The sequence below is a fragment of the Flavobacterium palustre genome, assembly GCF_014639535.1.
Classification (GTDB): domain Bacteria; phylum Bacteroidota; class Bacteroidia; order Flavobacteriales; family Flavobacteriaceae; genus Flavobacterium; species Flavobacterium palustre.
Map to the genome: position 1 here is coordinate 195,433 of NZ_BMGA01000003.1, position 18,715 is coordinate 214,147.

Consider the following 18,715-nt stretch of genomic DNA (forward strand, 5'->3'; position numbering starts at 1 on the left):
CGTGAATTAGTGGTAAAAACCCAAGCAGAGCTTCAAAGAAGTAAACCTAAAGAGATTAAACTAAAAAGCTAATCCGAAAATCAGGCTACTAAAAAGAGAGAATTGTAGTAACTTTGTATGACTATGAAAGTCCTGCAAACCATTTTAATCAGTTTATCTCTCTGTTGCTTCTGTATAAAATTGCAGGCGCAATCTATTGTTGTTGATGACACTAAAAATGCTTTAGAACTGGTAAATCTGCTAACTAACAACAATCAATGCTTACAAATTAGTAATACAAATGTTGCCGGAGATTCGTTTGTTCCGGGAAAAAACAGCTATGGCGGATTTACAAACAGCTCCGCTAATTTCCCCTTTCAATCCGGTATTGTTTTAAGTACCTGGAGCAGCACCGAATCCGAAGGTCCTTTTATACGTAATCTTGGAGGAGGAAGTAATTCCTGGTTAGGCGACCCCGATTTAGACCAGATCTTAAACATCAAATCAATTAATGCTACTTATCTTGAATTTGATTTTATTCCGTTAACCAATATCATAAGTTTTAATTATTTATTTGCCTCCAATGAATATCAGGACGATTTCCCTTGCAGGTATTCTGATGGTTTTGCTTTTCTGATAAAAGAAAAAGGAAGTACGGCAGCCTACCAGAACTTAGCTGTCATTCCCAATACAACCATTCCTATTTCCTCAACAAATATTCATCCGGCTATTAATTTTGTTGATGTTAATGGAACATTGAAATCATGTGCGGCAAGCAATGAAACTTATTTTGGACAATTCAACACCAGCCCTACTAATACCAGTCCCATTAATTATGCAGGACAAACTAAAGTTTTTAACGCCACCACTAATGTTATTCCCGGAAAGACTTACCATATTAAATTAGTGATTGGCGATGATGCAGTTAATTATTTTGATTCGGCTATTTTTATCGAAGCCGCCAGTTTTAGTTCCACTATCAATTTAGGGACTGACAAATTATTGTCCACAAACAATGCTATTTGTTTTGGCGAAGACTACATTATTGACACTAAATTATCTTCTAATTATACCTACAAATGGTACAAAGACAATGTACTCTTAGCTGTCGAAACTAGCCCTTCTTATAACGTAAAAACTCCGGGAATATATAAAGTTGAAGTTACTCTAAGTCCATCCGCTTGTACCGTTTCGAACCAAATTAAAATTGAATACACTCCTGAAACTTTTTTAAAAAACACTGCTTTAATCCAATGTGATATTGATGAAGACGGAAAAGCTGTTTTTGATTTAACAACCGCTGATAGCGAAATTAAAAATAACAATACTAATTTAGGTCAAATAACTTATTATGAAAGTTTAGCTGACGCCAAAGCGAATCTAAACCCAATTCTTAACAGCACTAATTATATAAATAAATCGCTTAACCAATTACTGATTGCTAAAGCAAATAACTCTTACAATTGCCCTGTTTATGCCGAATTAAACCTGAAAATTTCTAACGAAACTATTCCCGACCGCTTAGCAACAATAACCGGAGTTAAGACAACCAATTTTGCAGGAAATAAAAATTCAGTAATTATAGAATATACCGGTACCAGTAATTATGAATTCTCAATAGACGGAAACTACTATCAGGAAAGCCCTGAATTTTCAAACATTGCCGCAGGAAACTATTTTGCCTATGCCCGTGATAAAAATGGATGTGGTATTTCGATTCCTTTTTCATTTTATGTTTTAGATTATCCGCATTATTTTACACCTAACGGAGATGGTTTTAACGATTTTTGGACAATCAAAAACTTATCACAATTGCCTCCGGCTACAATAACTATTTTTAACCGTTACGGAAAATTATTAAAACAATTCAATTCCTCCAATTTGATTTGGAATGGTACTTTAAACAATTTCTTACTTCCTGCGGACGATTATTGGTTCAATCTAATCTTTGAAGATGGCAGTAACATAAAAGGGCATTTTTCATTAAAAAGATAAAAATTATTTGATATTTTTATCAAATGAGAAAATTAATCTTAATATTATTAACTTTAACAGCAGTAAACTCTTTTGCTCAATTTAGCAAAACACATTACATTCCACCATTAACTAGTCAGGAAACACTGGCAGGTGACCATTATCTATATATCTCTACACCAAGTACAAAAAATGTTACTTTTAAAATAATCAACATTGGGGGATCGATTATTAATGCCGTAGTCAACAATAGTAATCCATATATACATGAAATTGGATACGGAAACAACACCCAACTATTTGTTCCAAAAGCAGCTACCGGAAAAATAGCAAACAAAGGATACATTATTGAAGCGGATGATTTAATTTACTGCAGTGTAAGAGTTAATGGTGGTTTCAATCCAAACAACCAAGTATTCAACCATGCAGGCGGATTAGTTTCTAAAGGAAACAGTGCACTTGGAACAACTTTTAGACTGGGCGCCATGCTTAATCCTCTATTTGACAGATCATTGCTTAATTTTACTTCTATACTTGCAACCGAAAACAATACAACAATTACCGTCAATCTCCCGGTTGGAACAATATTAGCCAATAATTCTGTGGTAAACGCCCCTATTCTAATCAATTTAAATAAAAACGAAAGTTATGTAATTGCACTGGAAAACATCGAAAACACAGTATCCTCAAATAGTGCTAAAATAATTGGTTCATTGGTTCAGTCAGACAAAGCAGTTGTAGTCAACTCCGGATCTTTTGGCGGAAGCAACAGCACTGAAAACGGAAGAGATATAGGATTTGACCAAATTGTTTCTTTTGAAAAAACCGGAAAAGAATACATTTTTGTAAAAGGAATAGGTACTAATGATGTAGAACGCGTTTTACTAATTGCTCATAATCCAAACACAATAGTATATTTAAATGGCAATTCAAATCCTTACACGACCCTTATTAATACCGGGGATTATATAACTATTGACGGAAACCAGTTTATTAATGGCAATTTATACGTTAGTACTTCTGAAAAAACATTTGCTTATCAAAGTATTGGCGGATCAGCTCCTGTCTATGACACTAAAACTAACGAACTCATCAACATGCCTCCTGCTAATCAAAATATGTTTTTTGTTCCTCCATTAAATTGTGCAACCCCTAATATTGTTGATAATATTCCTTATATCGAATTAATAGGTGATATAACATTTAATGGCGGACTAAATATTATAACAGAAAAAGGAGCCAGCGTTTTAATCAATAATAACCCTGTCAACTCCGCAGCTGTTGACATCACAGGAAATCCTAACTATGTACGCTACACCATTAATAATCTGAGTGGAAATATTAGTATAAAATCAACCAAGCAAGTCTATGTTTCTTATTTTGGAACAAATGGAGCTGCAACTTATGGTGGTTACTATTCCGGTTTTGACACAAAACCCGAAATTACTTCAGATGCACTCATTACAGGAAATTCATCTTGTATCCCTAATCTTAACCTGACTGTAAATAGTGTTTTAAATTACGATACTTTTGAATGGTACTTCAACAACACACTAATCAGCAACTCTAATTCAAATACCTATACTCCAACCCAACCCGGATTTTATCAGGTAAAAGGAAAAATATCAAATTGTAATACATCTATTTTATCTGATATTATTCCGGTGAGCAATTGCCCTTCTGATATCGACAATGATACTGTAAATGACAATATAGATCTTGATAATGACAACGATGGTATTGCAAATTGCACCGAATCCTACGGAGATCAAAACATCAATATCTCCAATTTAAGTTCGGGAAATATCATTATTGGCAACTATTCGAATAGTTTTAACGGAGTTTTAAGCACTTCTGCCCTGGCCAGTGGAACGCCTTTTGCTGGAAGTACTAATGGGAATTTTGTTTCTGAAATTCCAGCTGGAAAAGGAAATTTCGTTAAATACACCTTAACATTCGCTAAACCAATAAGTACCGGAATAGAATATATAACAAATGCAAATGCAAATGATTTACTCAATGCTAATGCCGAATATATTGTATCAACGGACACCGATAAAACCGTTACTGTTCTCAACCCGAACAACCAATTATTAATAGACACTAATTATGACGGAATTTACGAAAGCGGTGTAACCGAATACTCTTCATTTGAAATCCGATTCCAATTAAACGGAATTACTCCATTAACTGCCGGAACGGGTACGTTTAAATTTTTGACTTATTTAACTAACTCAATTAGTTTTACCCATAAAAACCTCTCAGATACTTATACCAATAAAAGTTCACTACGTTTTTTTGCCGTTTGCATTCCAAAAGATTCCGACGGCGATGGAATTACTGACCATTTAGACACTGATAGTGACAACGACGAAATCCCTGATTTAACAGAAGCTCATGAAAACAACTTTGTGTTAAATACCACAGATACAAACCGAAATGGTTTATTTGACATTTTCGAAACCAAAACCATTACAGATACTGACAATGACGGTATTGCTGATTATTTAGATTCAGACAGCGATAATGACGGAATTGATGATAAAACCGAAACAGGCAGCTCCAACACGGATACCGATAATGACGGAATAAAAAACTATAGAGACCCTGACAGTGATAATGATTTATGTTATGATGTTATCGAAGCTGGTTTTACAGATTCAAATGCTGATGGAATACTGGGAGGAATTACGCCTCCTACAGTAAATTCCAACGGAATAGTTACAAACGAAACCGCTTACACAACTCCTCATCCTGATTACATCACAACGGCTCTTATTACAATAAACACACAACCTCTTGCTTCTCCTACTTGCAATTTACAAAACACATCCATTTTGATTTCAGCAAATGCCGACACTTACCAATGGCAGTTTTCTGCCGATGGAACAAACTGGAACAACCTTAACAACAACAGTACTTATACCGGAACTTCCACCGCTACTTTGAATATCAATTCGGTCAGTACAGGAATAAATGGCTACAAATACCGTGTAATTCTGAACAAAACAGGAAATTCCTGTGGCTTAATTTCAAATGAAACCTCTTTAACTGTTTTAAATTTACCAGTTGTTAACCCAATAACCATTAGCCAATGCGATACTAATTCAGACACCAAAACCAGCTTTAACCTAACGGTTAAAAACAATGAAATTTCAACTAATTATCAAAACGAAAGCTTCAGCTATTTTACAACATTGACGGCTGCAAACACCAACGATGCATCTAAAAAAATAAACAATCCGTTAACTTATATGGCTAACAACGGAACAACTATTTGGTCCCGAATTGAAAACAGCAATAACTGTTTTTCGGTAGTGCCGATTAATTTGGTAATTTCAACAACTCAAATTCCGGTAACTTTTAATCCTGTTTTTGAAAGTTGTGATGATTTTATTGATGCTACAAATGATGATTATGACGGGATTAGTTCATTTGATTTCAGCAGTGCCCAAAACAGTATTTTAGCACTACTCCCATCGATTGGTAGCAACTACACTGTAAAATATTACGAAAACGAAACAGATGCTTTATCAGAAACAAACGAAATAACCAATACGACTGCTTACAGAAATACGATATCTCCTAACGAACAAAAAATATGGGTTAGAATTGATAATAATTCAGACAATAGTTGTTTCGGAATAGGACCAAACATTACACTCAAAGTAAATCCAAAACCAAATATTGACATTAATAGCAGTCGGATGTCGGATGTTTATGTTTGCCAAAATTTACCCAATTTCTTTGTAACACTAACTGCCGGAATCTTAGATAACAGCCCAACAAACAACTATACTTATATCTGGACAAAAGACAATCAAGTAGTAATCAATGAAACAAATCCGACTTTAGATGTCAATACTGCCGGATTCTACAGTGTTACTGTTACCTCACAATCCGGTTGCAGCAGAACAAGAACTATTACGGTAACTTCATCAAACATTGCCCATATCAGCACTATTGAAATCAACGAGTTAAGTGACAATAACTCTGTTTTAATTTTAGTAAACGGTGAAGGAAACTACGAATACAGTCTGGATGACAGTAACAACTTCTATCAGGATGCTAATCTTTTCGAAAATGTCCCTGCCGGAATTCATGAAGTTTACATCAGAGACAAAAATGGTTGTGGTATTACTAATGAAACAATAGCTGTTTTGGGAGTTCCGAGATTTTTCACCCCAAACAACGATGGCTTTAACGATTACTGGAATATTAAAGGAATCAATACCGAATTTAATTCAAAAACTATCATTCATATTTTTGATCGCTTTGGAAAACTCATCAAAAACATGAATCCTCAAAGTCAGGGCTGGGACGGCACTTTTAACGGACTACCGCTGCCCGCTGATGATTATTGGTACACCGCCAAACTTGAAAATGGCAAAGAAATAAAAGGACATTTCAGTTTGAAGAGATAACTTTCTAAAAAAATCAATTACTAAATTCTAAATTCCAATTAAAAATAGTCCTAAAAAAGAATCCCAAACTCCATCAATTGGAATTTGGGATTTTTATCCCGATAGCTATCGGGATTGGAATTTAAAACCTTAATTAGATTTTATATCTTTTTCTATCAGTTTCAGATAAGTAAATTTTTCTTAAACGAAGTGATTTTGGAGTAACCTCAACATACTCATCTTTTTGAATATACTCTAATGCTTCCTCCAAAGAGAATTTGATAGCAGGAATAATTCTTGCTTTATCATCAGCTCCGGAAGAACGAACGTTAGACAATTTTTTCGTTTTAGTTACATTCACAGTCATATCATCACTACGAGTGTTTTCACCAATTACTTGTCCTTCGTAAATATCTTCGTTAGGATCAACAAAGAATTTACCACGATCTTGTAATTTATCAATAGAATAAGGAATTGCTTTTCCATTTTCCATAGAAATCAACGAACCGTTATTACGTCCGGGAATTTCTCCTTTGAATGGTTCGTATCCAATGAAACGATGAGACATAATAGCTTCACCAGCTGTAGCAGTAAGCAATTGATTTCTCAATCCAATAATCCCACGAGATGGAATGTTGAATTTCACAATCATACGCTCTCCTTTTCCTTCCATAGAAAGCATTTCTCCTTTACGGATAGAAACAAATTCTACAGCTCTACCTGAAAGATTCTCCGGTAAATCGATAGTTAATTCCTCAATTGGCTCACATTTTACACCATCAATTTCTTTGATAATAACTTGTGGCTGACCAATTTGTAATTCGTAACCTTCTCTTCTCATGGTTTCGATAAGTACCGATAAGTGTAATACACCACGGCCAAAAACCATAAATTTATCAGCAGAATCAGTTTCAGCAACACGCATTGCTAAGTTTTTCTCTAACTCTTTAGTTAATCTTTCACGAATATGTCTTGAAGTTACAAATTTACCTTCTTTACCAAAGAAAGGCGAATCGTTAATTGTAAACAACATACTCATTGTTGGCTCATCAATAGCGATAGTTTGTAAAGCTTCCGGGTTTTCAAAATCAGCAATTGTATCACCAATTTCAAAACCTTCAACACCTACAACCGCACAGATATCACCAGCTATAACTTCTTCTACTTTTTTACGTCCAAGACCTTCAAAAGTATGTAATTCTTTAATTCTTGATTTGATGATTTTACCATCTCTTTTTACCAAAGAAATTGGCATACCTTCTTTTAAAACACCTCTTTCTAAACGACCGATAGCAATACGACCTGTAAAAGAAGAGAAATCTAAAGAAGTAATCAACATCTGCGGAGTTCCTTCAGAAACCTTAGGAGCAGGTACATTTGCAATAACCATATCCAATAGTGGTTCGATATTTTCTGTTTGAACTTTCCAGTCTTCAGACATCCAGTTATTTTTGGCTGAACCGTAAACAGCAGGGAAATCCAATTGTTCTTCAGTAGCACCTAATTCAAACATTAAGTCAAAAACTTTTTCGTGAACTTCTTCCGGAGTACAGTTTTCTTTATCTACTTTATTGATAACCACACAAGGTTTCAATCCTAAATCAATTGCTTTTTGTAATACAAAACGCGTTTGTGGCATTGGACCTTCAAAAGCATCAACCAAAAGACACACTCCGTCAGCCATGTTCAAAACACGCTCTACCTCTCCACCAAAATCGGCGTGACCAGGAGTATCAATAATATTAATTTTTGTTCCTTTATAAGAAACAGATACGTTTTTAGAAGTAATGGTAATCCCTCTCTCTCGCTCTAAGTCGTTGTTATCAAGGATCAAATCTCCAGTATTTTCGTTGTCACGAAATAACTGACAATGATACATAATTTTATCAACCAAAGTGGTTTTACCGTGATCGACGTGGGCAATAATTGCAATGTTTCTAATAGCTTCCATCTGTGATTTTTAATGGCTGCAAAGGTACACTTTATTTTGATATAAAAAATATTTCTCAAACACTTTACAATTTACTTACATTTAACACCATTGTTCAAACATTTTCCAATAAAAATAAGTTTTCACAGATATTTTGCTATTAACAATTATTAATTATATTTGATTAATGAAAAATAAAACCACCCAAATAACAACAATTTACATCCTTATTGCCTCAATTTTGGCGGTTTTTCTTTATAAAATTACCTCTTTATACTTTAAACAAGAAGATCAACTCATTTTCAACCTTTTTAAAGATTTCATTTTAATCCTTTTAACCGGATTTGCATTCAGATACATATTATCTAAAAACGAACGCAGAAACAAAACAATTTTTGAACGATTAGAAAACACCAATAATGAAATAAAAGAGTCGAATCAAAAATATGACATCGTATCTAAAGCAACCAGTGATACTATTTGGGATTGGAAAATCCAGGAAGACAAAATGATTTGGAGCAAAGGAATCAAAGCCGTTTTTGGATATGAAGAAGATCAGGTAGGCGACAGTTCGAGTTGGTGGTTTGGAAATATCCACCCCGAGGACAGCATAAAAATGTCTATAAAACTCTATTCTTTTATCGAACAAAAAACCGAAAAATGGCAAGACGAATACCGTTTTAAATGCGCTGACAACACCTATAAATATGTATTAGACCGTGGCTTCCTTTTAAAGGACGAAAACGGAAAAGCTGTTAGAATGATTGGAGCACTCCAAGATGTCACAAAACAAAAAGAAGAAGAACTAAGATTAAAATTACTGGAAACAGTGATTTTACAAACCAAAGAATCCATCGTAATTACCGAAGCTACTTTCAACAAAAAGCTTTTACCTAAAATAATCTACACCAATCCTGCATTTACCCAAATGACCGGATACCAAGCGAATGAAATCATCAACAATTCTCTTGACATATTAAAAGGACCCAATACCGAACTAAATGTCATTAAGAAAATCATTCAAATCATCCAAAACAAAGAAGAAGGTTTACTGGAAATCAGATGCTACAAAAAGGATAAAACCGAATTCTGGCTACGTTTTACAATGATTCCTATTTACAATTCCGAAAACGAATTATCACACTGGGTTTCTATTCAAAGAGACGTAACCGAAGAAAAAAATCAGGAAAAAGAAAAAGAACAACTGATTAAGGAACTTACACAAAACAATAAAGACTTAAAACAATTTTCTTACATAACCTCTCACAACCTGAGAGCCCCAATGTCTAACTTAACCGGATTACTTAATCTAATTGAAGACATTGAGATTGACGACCCTGAGCTGAACGAAATCATCAATGGTTTTAGCAAATCAACACATTTACTAAACGAAACTATCGAAGACTTAACAAAAGTCATGATAATCAAAGACAATACCTCTATTGAAAAAGAAGACATTTCACTAAAAGAGGTTTTCGAAAATGTTTTCAGCCAACTGTCCAATCAAATCGAAATAATCAAACCATACCTAAAATTAGACATTGAAAATGTAAGTGTACTCAACAGCAACAAAGCATATATGGAAAGTATTTTGCTGAACCTGCTAACAAACTCTCTAAAATACAGATCCACCGACAGAACTTTAAAAATCACCATAATCGCCAACCAAAACGGAAACACCGTAGAACTCATCTTCAAAGACAATGGTATAGGAATTGATTTGAAAAGAAATAAGGATAAAATTTTTGGATTATACCAAAGATTCCATGACTACCCTGATAGTAAAGGATTAGGATTATACCTTGTAAAATCACAAGTTGAAGCAATGAAAGGAACAATAAACATAGAGAGCCAAGTAAACAAAGGAACTACATTTACATTAACATTTAAAAGCAAATAAAACATGTTAGATTTAATTCTATGTGTCGATGACGACCCAATAACACTTATGTTATGTAAAAAGGTAATTAGCAAAGCCTCTTTTTCAAATACCATTATCACCGCTAAAAACGGCGAAGAAGCACTAGAATACTTCGACTCAATTATCAACAAAGGAGCCACAAAAGAACTCCCTCAATTAATATTTTTAGACCTGAATATGCCTGTTATGGACGGATGGGAATTTCTGGATAATTTCAACACCGATAAATACTCCGAAGTAAACTCAACTAAGATTGTGGTTTTATCCTCTACAATAGACCCCGAGGATCACGAAAAATCTAAAAAATACCCAATGGTAATCGATTTTCTTTCAAAACCAATCACTTCAAATATGCTAACCTATTTAGAATCCAAACTACAACTCTAAAATAAGAAAAATTACTCCATAAAAAAACCTCGAATTTCTTCGAGGCTTTTTTTTATATCTTAAAATCGTATGATTACAATTTACTAACAAATTTAGTTAATTTAGATTTCAAGTTAGAAGCTTTGTTATCATGAATAACATTCTTTTTAGCTAACTTATCAATCATTGAAATAACACCTGATAATTTTGAAGCAGCATCTGCTTTATCAGTAGCTAAACGCAAAGCTTTAATAGCGTTACGTGTAGTTTTATGTTGGTATCTGTTTAATACTCTTTTTTTCTCGTTGCTTCTAATTCTTTTTAAAGCTGACTTATGATTTGCCATTTTGACTTTTTTTTAATTGTAATAATTATTTTAACTATTAGCTAAAAAAGAAAAACCTCCCACAACTACAGTAAATATTGCAGTCACTTTGGTTTTAACTAATAAAACAAACATCAGAGACACTTGACATTTATTTCATAAAACTATTTAACAACTAATTTTGTAGTCCGTAGGGGAATCGAACCCCTGTTACCAGGATGAAAACCTGGCGTCCTAACCCCTAGACGAACGGACCAATTATTCCTCTAAGTTAGTTAAGCATTCTATCTTCTATAGATTAACTTGTAGTCCGTGGGGGAATCGAACCCCCCTTACCAGGATGAAAACCTGGCGTCCTAACCGATAGACGAACGGACCAATATTCCTCAATTTGAGTCGGAACTGTATTTTATTTTTTCGTAGTCCGTGGGGGAATCGAACCCCCCTTACCAGGATGAAAACCTGGCGTCCTAACCGATAGACGAACGGACCGTGCTTTACATTGCGTTGTGCATTTCTGTATTGCGGTTGCAAAGATACAACTGTTTTTTAATTGCACAATAGCTAACACAAAAAAAATATATTTTTTTAATACGCCTTTGCAAAATACACTCTTCTGCCTGACGGATTCCCAGTAAACACACAGCTTCCCGACTCTTCTACTCCATCCAGAGGAATACATCTGATAGTTGCTTTAGTCAACTCTTTTATTTTTTCTTCTGTAGCCGCAGTTCCATCCCAATGTGCTGATACAAAACCTCCTTTGTTCTCTAAGACCTCTTTAAACTCTTCAAAACTATTTACTTCAGTAATATGAGTCTCTCTGTAATTTAATGCCTTATTAAATAAATCTGCCTGGATTTGATCTAATAAATCGCTTATAAAAGTCGCAATTCCTTCTTTCGATTTTACTTCTTTAGTCAAAGTATCTCTTCTTGCTACCTCATAAGTTCCATTTTCAAGATCTTTTGGACCAACAGCAATTCGCACAGGAACCCCTTTCAATTCCCATTCTGCAAATTTAAATCCTGGTTTTTGCGTAGTTCTATCATCAAATTTAACCGAAATACGAAGTTTTCTTAAATCAGCAATCAACTTCTCTACTTCTTGCGTTATTTGCACTAATTGTTCATCTGTTTTATATATAGGAACAATCACCACTTGTATTGGAGCCAAATTAGGAGGTAACACCAATCCCTGATCATCCGAATGCGTCATTACCAAGGCCCCCATCAATCGGGTAGAAACCCCCCAGGAAGTCCCCCACACATATTCCTGCTTTCCTTCGGCATTAGCAAACTTCACATCAAAGGCTTCAGCGAAATTTTGCCCCAAAAAATGAGACGTTCCTGCCTGAAGCGCTTTTCCATCCTGCATCAAAGCCTCAATACAATAAGTTTCTTCAGCTCCGGCAAAACGTTCAGTTTCTGTTTTCAACCCCTTAACAACAGGAATCGCCATGAAATTTTGAACAAAATCAGCATATACATTCATCATTTTCTCTGATTCCTCGATAGCTTCTTTTCTCGTTGCATGAGCCGTATGACCTTCCTGCCATAAAAACTCAGCTGTTCTTAAAAACAAACGCGTACGCATTTCCCATCGAACCACATTAGCCCATTGATTAATTAACAAAGGTAAATCTCTGTAAGATTGTACCCAGCCTTTATATGTTGACCAAATAATCGCTTCACTTGTAGGACGAACTATAAGCTCTTCCTCTAACTTAGCATTTGGATCCACAATTAATTTTCCTGGTTTATCAGGATCGTTTTTTAATCTGTAATGCGTCACTACAGCACATTCTTTCGCAAAACCTTCGGCATTTTTTTCCTCGGCTTCAAACATACTTTTAGGAACAAATAAAGGAAAATAAGCATTTTGATGTCCTGTTTCTTTAAACATCCTATCTAACTCTGCCTGCATTTTTTCCCAAATAGCATAACCGTAAGGTTTAATAACCATACAGCCTCTAACTCCTGAATTTTCGGCTAAATCAGCCTTTACAACCAGCTCATTATACCATTTTGAATAATCTTCTGATCGTGTAGTAAGGTTCTTACTCATATTGAATAGTTTGGCACAAATTTTGTTTTGTTTTATTTAACTAAATAGTTCAGCAAAACTAACTATTTTTGTAATGTGCAACAATAAAAAACCTAACAGATATGAAAACTAATATTTTTTCATCCAAAGAAGCGCAAAATTATCTCTACATTGGATTACTCAGTCTTTTTATGGTTTCTTGTGGCTCTTATCAAAACAGTTCCTATTATGAAACTGACGGTATATATGGCGCTACAAACAATAGCAATACAGAAATAAATTCCGCCTCAGGCAATTATTATAAAGATTATTTCAGTTCACTACAAACCGAAAGTGAAACCCCTGAAGTTTTTACCGATATTGACCAATACAGTGATTTTGATTCATCCGACAACAATCTCCCTTCAAGCTACGCCGGCTGGGGCAACAACCAAACAGGAACCATAATTAATGTTTACCCTGACTACTGGGGTATGAATTATGGTTTTGGATGGAACAATTGGGGATGGAATAACTGGGGATGGAATAACTGGGGATGGAACAACTGGGGCATGAATTACGGTTTCGGCTGGAACAATTGGGGTTGGAATAACTGGGGATGGAATTACGGATTTGGCTGGAATAATTGGGGAATGAACTATGGTTTAGGCTGGAACAACTGGGGTTGGGATACTTACTACTATTACAATCGTCCTAACAACACCAGATACTATTCAAGCACTGTAAGCAGAAGAGGTACACCAACTGCAAACTCATCCTATTCTTCAAGAAACTATTCTACAGACAGAAGAAGCTACAGCACAAATAGAAACTATTCAACTAACAGAAGCTACTCTACAAGCAGAATAGGAACAAACAGAAACGCTACATTTACAAATTCCAGAAACTACAACAGCAACACACCTCAAACAACTACCAATAGAAGAAGTTCAACTCAATACCAAAACAATAATAATTCACAACAAAGCAGAACCTATTCCAGAAGCGAAAGCTACACCCCTTCAAGATCCTACAGCAGCCCCTCTTACGGCGGCGAGAGTAGCGGCCGATCTTATGGAGGCGGCGGCAGTAGTAGTGGCGGTGGCGGTGGTAGCTCAAGATCATCAGGAGGAAGCAGAAGATAATCAATCGTTTTAAAAAAATTACAATGAAAAAATATCTATTTTTAATATTATCCGGACTAGCTCTTAACTCTGTACAAGCGCAAGAAATCACAAGCGGTTTGAGGTTTGCTCAGGACAACACCACCGGAACAGCACGATACAGAGCTATGAGTGGTGCTTTTGGAGCTTTGGGTGGCGATTTATCTTCTTTAAATTCAAACCCTGCCGGTAGTGCCGTTTTTATCAACAACCAACTCGGTTTTTCATTAAGTAATTCTGATACTAACAACAAATCTAATTATTTCGGGAATCGCACTTCCGAAAAGGACAGTTCATTCGATTTAAATCAGGCAGGTGCCGTATTTGTATTTAACAATCATAATCCAAATAATAATTGGACTAAAATTGCTTTAGCATTAAACTACGAAAGAACAAATAACTTCAATAACTCCGTATTTTCAGCAGGTACCAACCTTAACAACTCTGTGGGTGATTATTTTTTAAGTTATGCCAATGCAAATCTTAGCAGAGGTCAGGCTGGTATCCCGTTAGGCACTATAACTGATTTTGATTACTACCAATTAAACTACGCCGACCAACAAGCGTTTTTAGGCTACGAAGGTTACTTAATCAATCCTGAAGAATACAACGACGACAACACTAAATATACTTCTAATGTACCTGCCGGTGGAAATTACTATCATGAAAACACAATAACAGCGGAAGGTTACAACGGAAAACTATCTTTTAATGCTGCTACAGCTTATAAAGACAAACTTTATCTTGGACTAACACTTAACTCTCATTTTACTGATTTCAGACAAAACACTTACTTTTACGAAGTAAACGATAATGCAAATGACAACATTGTAGATTTACTGGACACTTCTTTCGAAAACGAGATCTACACCTATGGCTCCGGATTTTCATTTCAACTTGGACTTATTGGTAAATTAAATGAACAGGTTCGTCTAGGACTATCTTATCAATCTCCAACTTGGAATAAATTAAACGATGAATTAAGACAAAATTTAGTTTCGACTATTCAGGATTACACCGAGAATGATAACCCTCCTATAACTTTTACCAATATAGACTCTAACAATACTGTTATTTACCAAACCTACAAACTAAGAACTCCGGGAAAAATAACAGGAAGTTTTGCTTATGTATTTGACAAAAAAGGATTAATCAGCTTTGATTACGGCTATAAAGACTATGGCAATATCAAATATTCGATTGAACAAGACAGCAGAAACGAATTAATCAATTCTGACATTTCCAATGCCTTAAAAGGAGTTTCTGAAATAAGAATAGGTGGCGAATACAAAATTGAAAGATTAAGCCTTAGAGCAGGATACCATTACGAAGACAGTCCATACAAAGACAAGAAAACGGTTGGTAATCTAAACAGCTATTCAACAGGTATCGGCTATAATTTCGGCGGAACAAGAGCTGACATTTCTTACGCTTACGCTAAGAGAAATTCGCAACAAGGTTTCTTTAGCCAGGGTTTTACAGATGGTGCAAAAATCAATTCCATCAACAACACCGTTTCTTTATCACTATTATTCGAATTGTAATTATCCCAAAACACCCTAATTACGTCTTGCTTTTATCACAACAAGGCGTTTTTTTTGACGTAATAAAAACGTAATCCTGTCCCGAAGCCTCATAATCAGAAAACAGCTCGGATTGACTTTTGAAAACCACACTAAAACAGATACAAAATAATGTTCTTTGAATAAAAAAACGTAATTTTGCACTCCTCCCGAACAATCGGGACACAATAATATGAGAACCAAGTCTTTAAAAAAGAATAAAATAAACGTAATTACCTTAGGGTGTTCAAAAAACATATACGATAGTGAGGTATTAATGGGTCAACTTCGTGCCAACGGAAAAGAAGTGGAACACGAAGCTCCTGTTGACAGAGAAGGAAATATTATCGTAATTAATACCTGCGGATTTATTGACAATGCCAAAGCAGAATCTGTAAATATGATTTTGGAATATGCTGACAAGAAAGAAAAAGGCTTGGTTGACAAAGTTTTTGTTACCGGCTGTTTATCCGAGAGATACCGTCCTGATTTAGAAAAAGAAATCCCTAATGTAGACCAGTTTTTTGGAACTACCGAATTACCTCAATTATTAAAAGCCTTAGGTGCCGATTACAAACATGAATTATTAGGTGAAAGACTTACTACAACACCTAAAAATTATGCTTATTTAAAAATTGCCGAAGGCTGTGACAGACCTTGTAGTTTTTGTGCTATCCCGCTCATGCGAGGCGCTCACGTTTCGCAACCTATCGAAAAATTAGTAAAAGAAGCCGAAGGTTTAGCTCGTGACGGCGTAAAAGAATTAATTTTAATCGCTCAGGACTTAACTTACTACGGTCTTGATATTTATAAAAAACGTAACCTTGCTGAATTATTGGAAGCTTTGGCTAAAGTAGAAGGAATCGAATGGATTCGTTTGCATTATGCCTTCCCTACCGGTTTCCCTATGGATGTTTTGGAATTAATGAAACGCGAACCTAAAATTTGCAACTATATCGACATTCCTTTGCAACACATTTCAGATTCTATTTTAAAATCGATGCGTCGCGGAACAACACAGGCCAAAACAACTCAACTGTTAAAAGATTTCAGAGCAGCAGTTCCGGGAATGGCTATTCGTACAACATTAATAGTTGGTTATCCGGGAGAAACCCAGGAAGATTTCGAAATTTTGAAGAATTTTGTTCAGGAAATGAAATTTGACCGAATGGGATGTTTTGCTTATTCTCACGAAGAAAATACCCATGCGTATCTATTAGAAGATGATGTTCCGGACGAAATCAAGCAAGATCGCGCCAATGAAATCATGGAATTGCAATCGCAAATTTCATGGGATCTGAATCAGGAAAAAATCGGACAAACATTCAAATGTATTATCGACAGAAAAGAAGGTGGTCATTTTGTAGGCCGTACCGAATTTGATAGTCCGGATGTTGATAACGAAGTACTGATTGATGCTTCAAAGTACTATTTAAAAACAGGCGACTTTGCAATGATTAAAATTACAGATGCAACAGAATTCGACCTTTATGGCGAGCCTGCATAATAATAATTTTAGCTTTATAAAAAAACAACTATGAACAAGACACAATTTTTCTTTGTATTAGCGTTTATAACTATAAGCTTTAATACCGTTTTTGCACAATATGGTTACGGAAACGGATACGGTAACGGCTATGGCGGTTACGGAATGGGCAGAAACAGTATGAGCCAAATGAACCAAACCGATATGAAACCAAAAGAAATTCCGGTTGAAGTGACTGTTGCTAAAATAATGGAAAAACTAAAACCGCAATTAAATCTTGACGAATTACAAACTATTGCTATCGGTAATGTTTATACCGACATTATAAAATCGCAAACAGCAATAATGAAAGATGAAAAACTGAGTCAACAGGAAAAGTCTAACGAAATAAAAGCTCTTTTTGAAATTAACGAAAGAAAAGTTAACGAATACCTAAGCGAAGAGCAAAGACAAAAATACAAAGCTCTAAAAGAAGAAGGCGGAAATAACAAAAAAGAGAAAAAGAAAAAATCAAAAAAGGAAGACGAATAGTTTTCCTTTTTTAATAAAAATAGATTCAAAATGAACAAACATCTTAGCTATTTAATTTCTGCATTAATCATTGCGTCATGCTCGACTAATCCTTATAAAAAAAGCGAGAAAGAATACGATACAAAACTAAAATCTTTCAAAGATCAAATTTCTGCCAAAGAGCCCGAACCCCTACCTATTGTTAACAAAACAATTATAACTATCGACAGCGTTTACAGCAAACAATTGTACACTTTTAAAGATAGTATTTTTAAAGTTGGCCCAACACAATTAAACGATAACATTTACACTGAATGGATTAGCACTGTAAACTTCAATCTTCGAAAACCCAACTTTATTATTATTCATCACACCGCTCAGGATTCGCTTCAGCAAACAATCAAAACCTTTACAAAAACAAGCACTCAGGTAAGTGCTCATTATGTAATTGCCGACAACGGACATGTAGTACACATGCTAAACGATTATTTACGCGCCTGGCATGCAGGAGTAAGTTCTTGGGGAAAAAATACCGATATTAATTCCTGCTCCATAGGAATTGAATTAGACAACAATGGTAGCGAACCTTTTTCCGAACCTCAAATCACCAGCCTGATGGCTCTTTTGAGCAAACTAAAAAGAGATTATAATATTCCGGCTCAAAATATCATTGGTCATTCGGATATTGCTCCAAGTCGAAAAAGAGATCCAAGCAGCTTATTTCCATGGAAAACCTTAGCAGAAAATGGTTTTGGAGTATGGAAAGACGACGAACTTCCCTTAGCTCCTTTTGATTTTAATGCCGAGTTAGCACTGCAAATTATTGGCTATAACACCAAAAATTTAAGCGCAGCCATTACAGCTTTCAAACTGCATTATATGCCTGAAGAAGCTAATGCAATTTTAGATCAAAACACCATCAATACTATTTATTCTATTTATTTAAAACAATAAAAGAAACTTTATCACAACAAAAAAAGTTCTTTGAGGTAAATACTCAAAGAACTTTTTTGTTATAGAAATGTCCGCCAAACGAACTAAATACATAATCGGTATTATACTTAAAAATTT

General features: G+C 35.0%; 12 protein-coding genes and 3 tRNA genes. 9 read left to right on the forward strand and 6 right to left on the reverse strand.

Annotated features, from left to right (window positions below; all coding sequences use genetic code 11):
* Window positions 1-123: 123 nt before the first annotated feature.
* Both IEV84_RS07825 and IEV84_RS07830 read left to right on the forward strand, forming a co-directional pair.
* Window positions 124-1,974 carry a T9SS type B sorting domain-containing protein gene (locus IEV84_RS07825; RefSeq protein WP_188493736.1) on the forward strand — a complete coding sequence of 617 codons (1,851 nt, stop codon included), beginning with the start codon at window positions 124-126 and terminating at the stop codon, window positions 1,972-1,974.
* A 23-nt stretch (window positions 1,975-1,997) separates the two neighbouring features.
* The gene (locus tag IEV84_RS07830) at window positions 1,998-6,377 is read left to right on the forward strand and encodes a T9SS type B sorting domain-containing protein (protein ID WP_188493737.1); all 4,380 of its coding nucleotides are present in this window, start codon (window positions 1,998-2,000) and stop codon (window positions 6,375-6,377) included.
* Between the two features lie 133 nt (window positions 6,378-6,510).
* On the opposite strand, the gene typA is transcribed toward IEV84_RS07830, so the two are convergent.
* Window positions 6,511-8,307, reverse strand: a complete 1,797-nt coding sequence (gene typA, locus IEV84_RS07835; RefSeq protein ID WP_188493738.1) for a translational GTPase TypA — start codon at window positions 8,305-8,307, stop codon at window positions 6,511-6,513.
* Between the two features lie 166 nt (window positions 8,308-8,473).
* Here typA and IEV84_RS07840 point away from each other — a divergent pair, with 166 nt between their 5' ends.
* Both IEV84_RS07840 and IEV84_RS07845 read left to right on the forward strand, forming a co-directional pair.
* On the forward strand, window positions 8,474-10,186 hold the full coding sequence (locus IEV84_RS07840) for a sensor histidine kinase (RefSeq protein ID WP_188493739.1): 1,713 nt from the start codon (window positions 8,474-8,476) through the stop codon (window positions 10,184-10,186).
* A gap of 3 nt (window positions 10,187-10,189) precedes the next feature.
* Window positions 10,190-10,594 carry a response regulator gene (locus IEV84_RS07845; protein ID WP_188493740.1) on the forward strand — a complete coding sequence of 135 codons (405 nt, stop codon included), beginning with the start codon at window positions 10,190-10,192 and terminating at the stop codon, window positions 10,592-10,594.
* A gap of 73 nt (window positions 10,595-10,667) precedes the next feature.
* Here IEV84_RS07845 and rpsT read toward each other — a convergent pair whose 3' ends face one another.
* The 5 genes from rpsT to proS form a co-directional block, all read right to left on the reverse strand.
* Window positions 10,668-10,919: a 30S ribosomal protein S20 gene (gene rpsT, locus IEV84_RS07850; protein WP_188493741.1), complete on the reverse strand. Its 252-nt coding sequence runs from the start codon at window positions 10,917-10,919 to the stop codon at window positions 10,668-10,670.
* Between the two features lie 163 nt (window positions 10,920-11,082).
* A tRNA-Glu gene (locus tag IEV84_RS07855) sits at window positions 11,083-11,154 on the reverse strand.
* Between the two features lie 50 nt (window positions 11,155-11,204).
* Window positions 11,205-11,276 (reverse strand) — tRNA-Glu (locus tag IEV84_RS07860).
* A 42-nt stretch (window positions 11,277-11,318) separates the two neighbouring features.
* A tRNA-Glu gene (locus IEV84_RS07865) sits at window positions 11,319-11,390 on the reverse strand.
* A gap of 96 nt (window positions 11,391-11,486) precedes the next feature.
* A complete protein-coding gene (gene proS / locus IEV84_RS07870; RefSeq protein ID WP_188493742.1) occupies window positions 11,487-12,965 on the reverse strand; it encodes a proline--tRNA ligase in 1,479 nt (492 codons plus the stop codon).
* Window positions 12,966-13,066: 101 nt separating this feature from the next.
* On the opposite strand from proS, the gene IEV84_RS07875 reads away from it, so the two are divergent.
* The 5 genes from IEV84_RS07875 to IEV84_RS07895 all read left to right on the forward strand — a co-directional run bounded on the left by IEV84_RS07875 (window position 13,067) and on the right by IEV84_RS07895 (window position 18,598).
* Complete coding sequence (locus IEV84_RS07875; RefSeq protein WP_188493743.1) at window positions 13,067-14,068, forward strand: hypothetical protein; 1,002 nt, start codon at window positions 13,067-13,069, stop codon at window positions 14,066-14,068.
* A 23-nt stretch (window positions 14,069-14,091) separates the two neighbouring features.
* Window positions 14,092-15,630 carry an OmpP1/FadL family transporter gene (locus tag IEV84_RS07880; RefSeq protein WP_188493744.1) on the forward strand — a complete coding sequence of 513 codons (1,539 nt, stop codon included), beginning with the start codon at window positions 14,092-14,094 and terminating at the stop codon, window positions 15,628-15,630.
* A 211-nt stretch (window positions 15,631-15,841) separates the two neighbouring features.
* Window positions 15,842-17,155 carry a 30S ribosomal protein S12 methylthiotransferase RimO gene (gene rimO, locus IEV84_RS07885; protein ID WP_188493745.1) on the forward strand — a complete coding sequence of 438 codons (1,314 nt, stop codon included), beginning with the start codon at window positions 15,842-15,844 and terminating at the stop codon, window positions 17,153-17,155.
* 30 nt (window positions 17,156-17,185) lie between these two features.
* The gene (locus IEV84_RS07890; RefSeq protein ID WP_188493746.1) at window positions 17,186-17,665 is read left to right on the forward strand and encodes a hypothetical protein; all 480 of its coding nucleotides are present in this window, start codon (window positions 17,186-17,188) and stop codon (window positions 17,663-17,665) included.
* A 30-nt stretch (window positions 17,666-17,695) separates the two neighbouring features.
* On the forward strand, window positions 17,696-18,598 hold the full coding sequence (locus IEV84_RS07895; RefSeq protein WP_188493747.1) for an N-acetylmuramoyl-L-alanine amidase: 903 nt from the start codon (window positions 17,696-17,698) through the stop codon (window positions 18,596-18,598).
* Window positions 18,599-18,715 lie beyond the last annotated feature (117 nt).

Excerpts from the sequence above, each read along its gene's own strand:
- IEV84_RS07825 (WP_188493736.1), top strand. The coding sequence starts at position 124 with ATGAAAGTCCTGCAAACCATTTTAATCAGTTTATCTCTCTGTTGCTTC.
- IEV84_RS07830 (WP_188493737.1), top strand. The coding sequence starts at position 1,998 with ATGAGAAAATTAATCTTAATATTATTAACTTTAACAGCAGTAAACTCT.
- typA (WP_188493738.1), bottom strand. The coding sequence starts at position 8,307 with ATGGAAGCTATTAGAAACATTGCAATTATTGCCCACGTCGATCACGGT.
- IEV84_RS07840 (WP_188493739.1), top strand. The coding sequence starts at position 8,474 with ATGAAAAATAAAACCACCCAAATAACAACAATTTACATCCTTATTGCC.
- IEV84_RS07845 (WP_188493740.1), top strand. The coding sequence starts at position 10,190 with ATGTTAGATTTAATTCTATGTGTCGATGACGACCCAATAACACTTATG.
- rpsT (WP_188493741.1), bottom strand. The coding sequence starts at position 10,919 with ATGGCAAATCATAAGTCAGCTTTAAAAAGAATTAGAAGCAACGAGAAA.
- proS (WP_188493742.1), bottom strand. The coding sequence starts at position 12,965 with ATGAGTAAGAACCTTACTACACGATCAGAAGATTATTCAAAATGGTAT.
- IEV84_RS07875 (WP_188493743.1), top strand. The coding sequence starts at position 13,067 with ATGAAAACTAATATTTTTTCATCCAAAGAAGCGCAAAATTATCTCTAC.
- IEV84_RS07880 (WP_188493744.1), top strand. The coding sequence starts at position 14,092 with ATGAAAAAATATCTATTTTTAATATTATCCGGACTAGCTCTTAACTCT.
- rimO (WP_188493745.1), top strand. The coding sequence starts at position 15,842 with ATGAGAACCAAGTCTTTAAAAAAGAATAAAATAAACGTAATTACCTTA.
- IEV84_RS07890 (WP_188493746.1), top strand. The coding sequence starts at position 17,186 with ATGAACAAGACACAATTTTTCTTTGTATTAGCGTTTATAACTATAAGC.
- IEV84_RS07895 (WP_188493747.1), top strand. The coding sequence starts at position 17,696 with ATGAACAAACATCTTAGCTATTTAATTTCTGCATTAATCATTGCGTCA.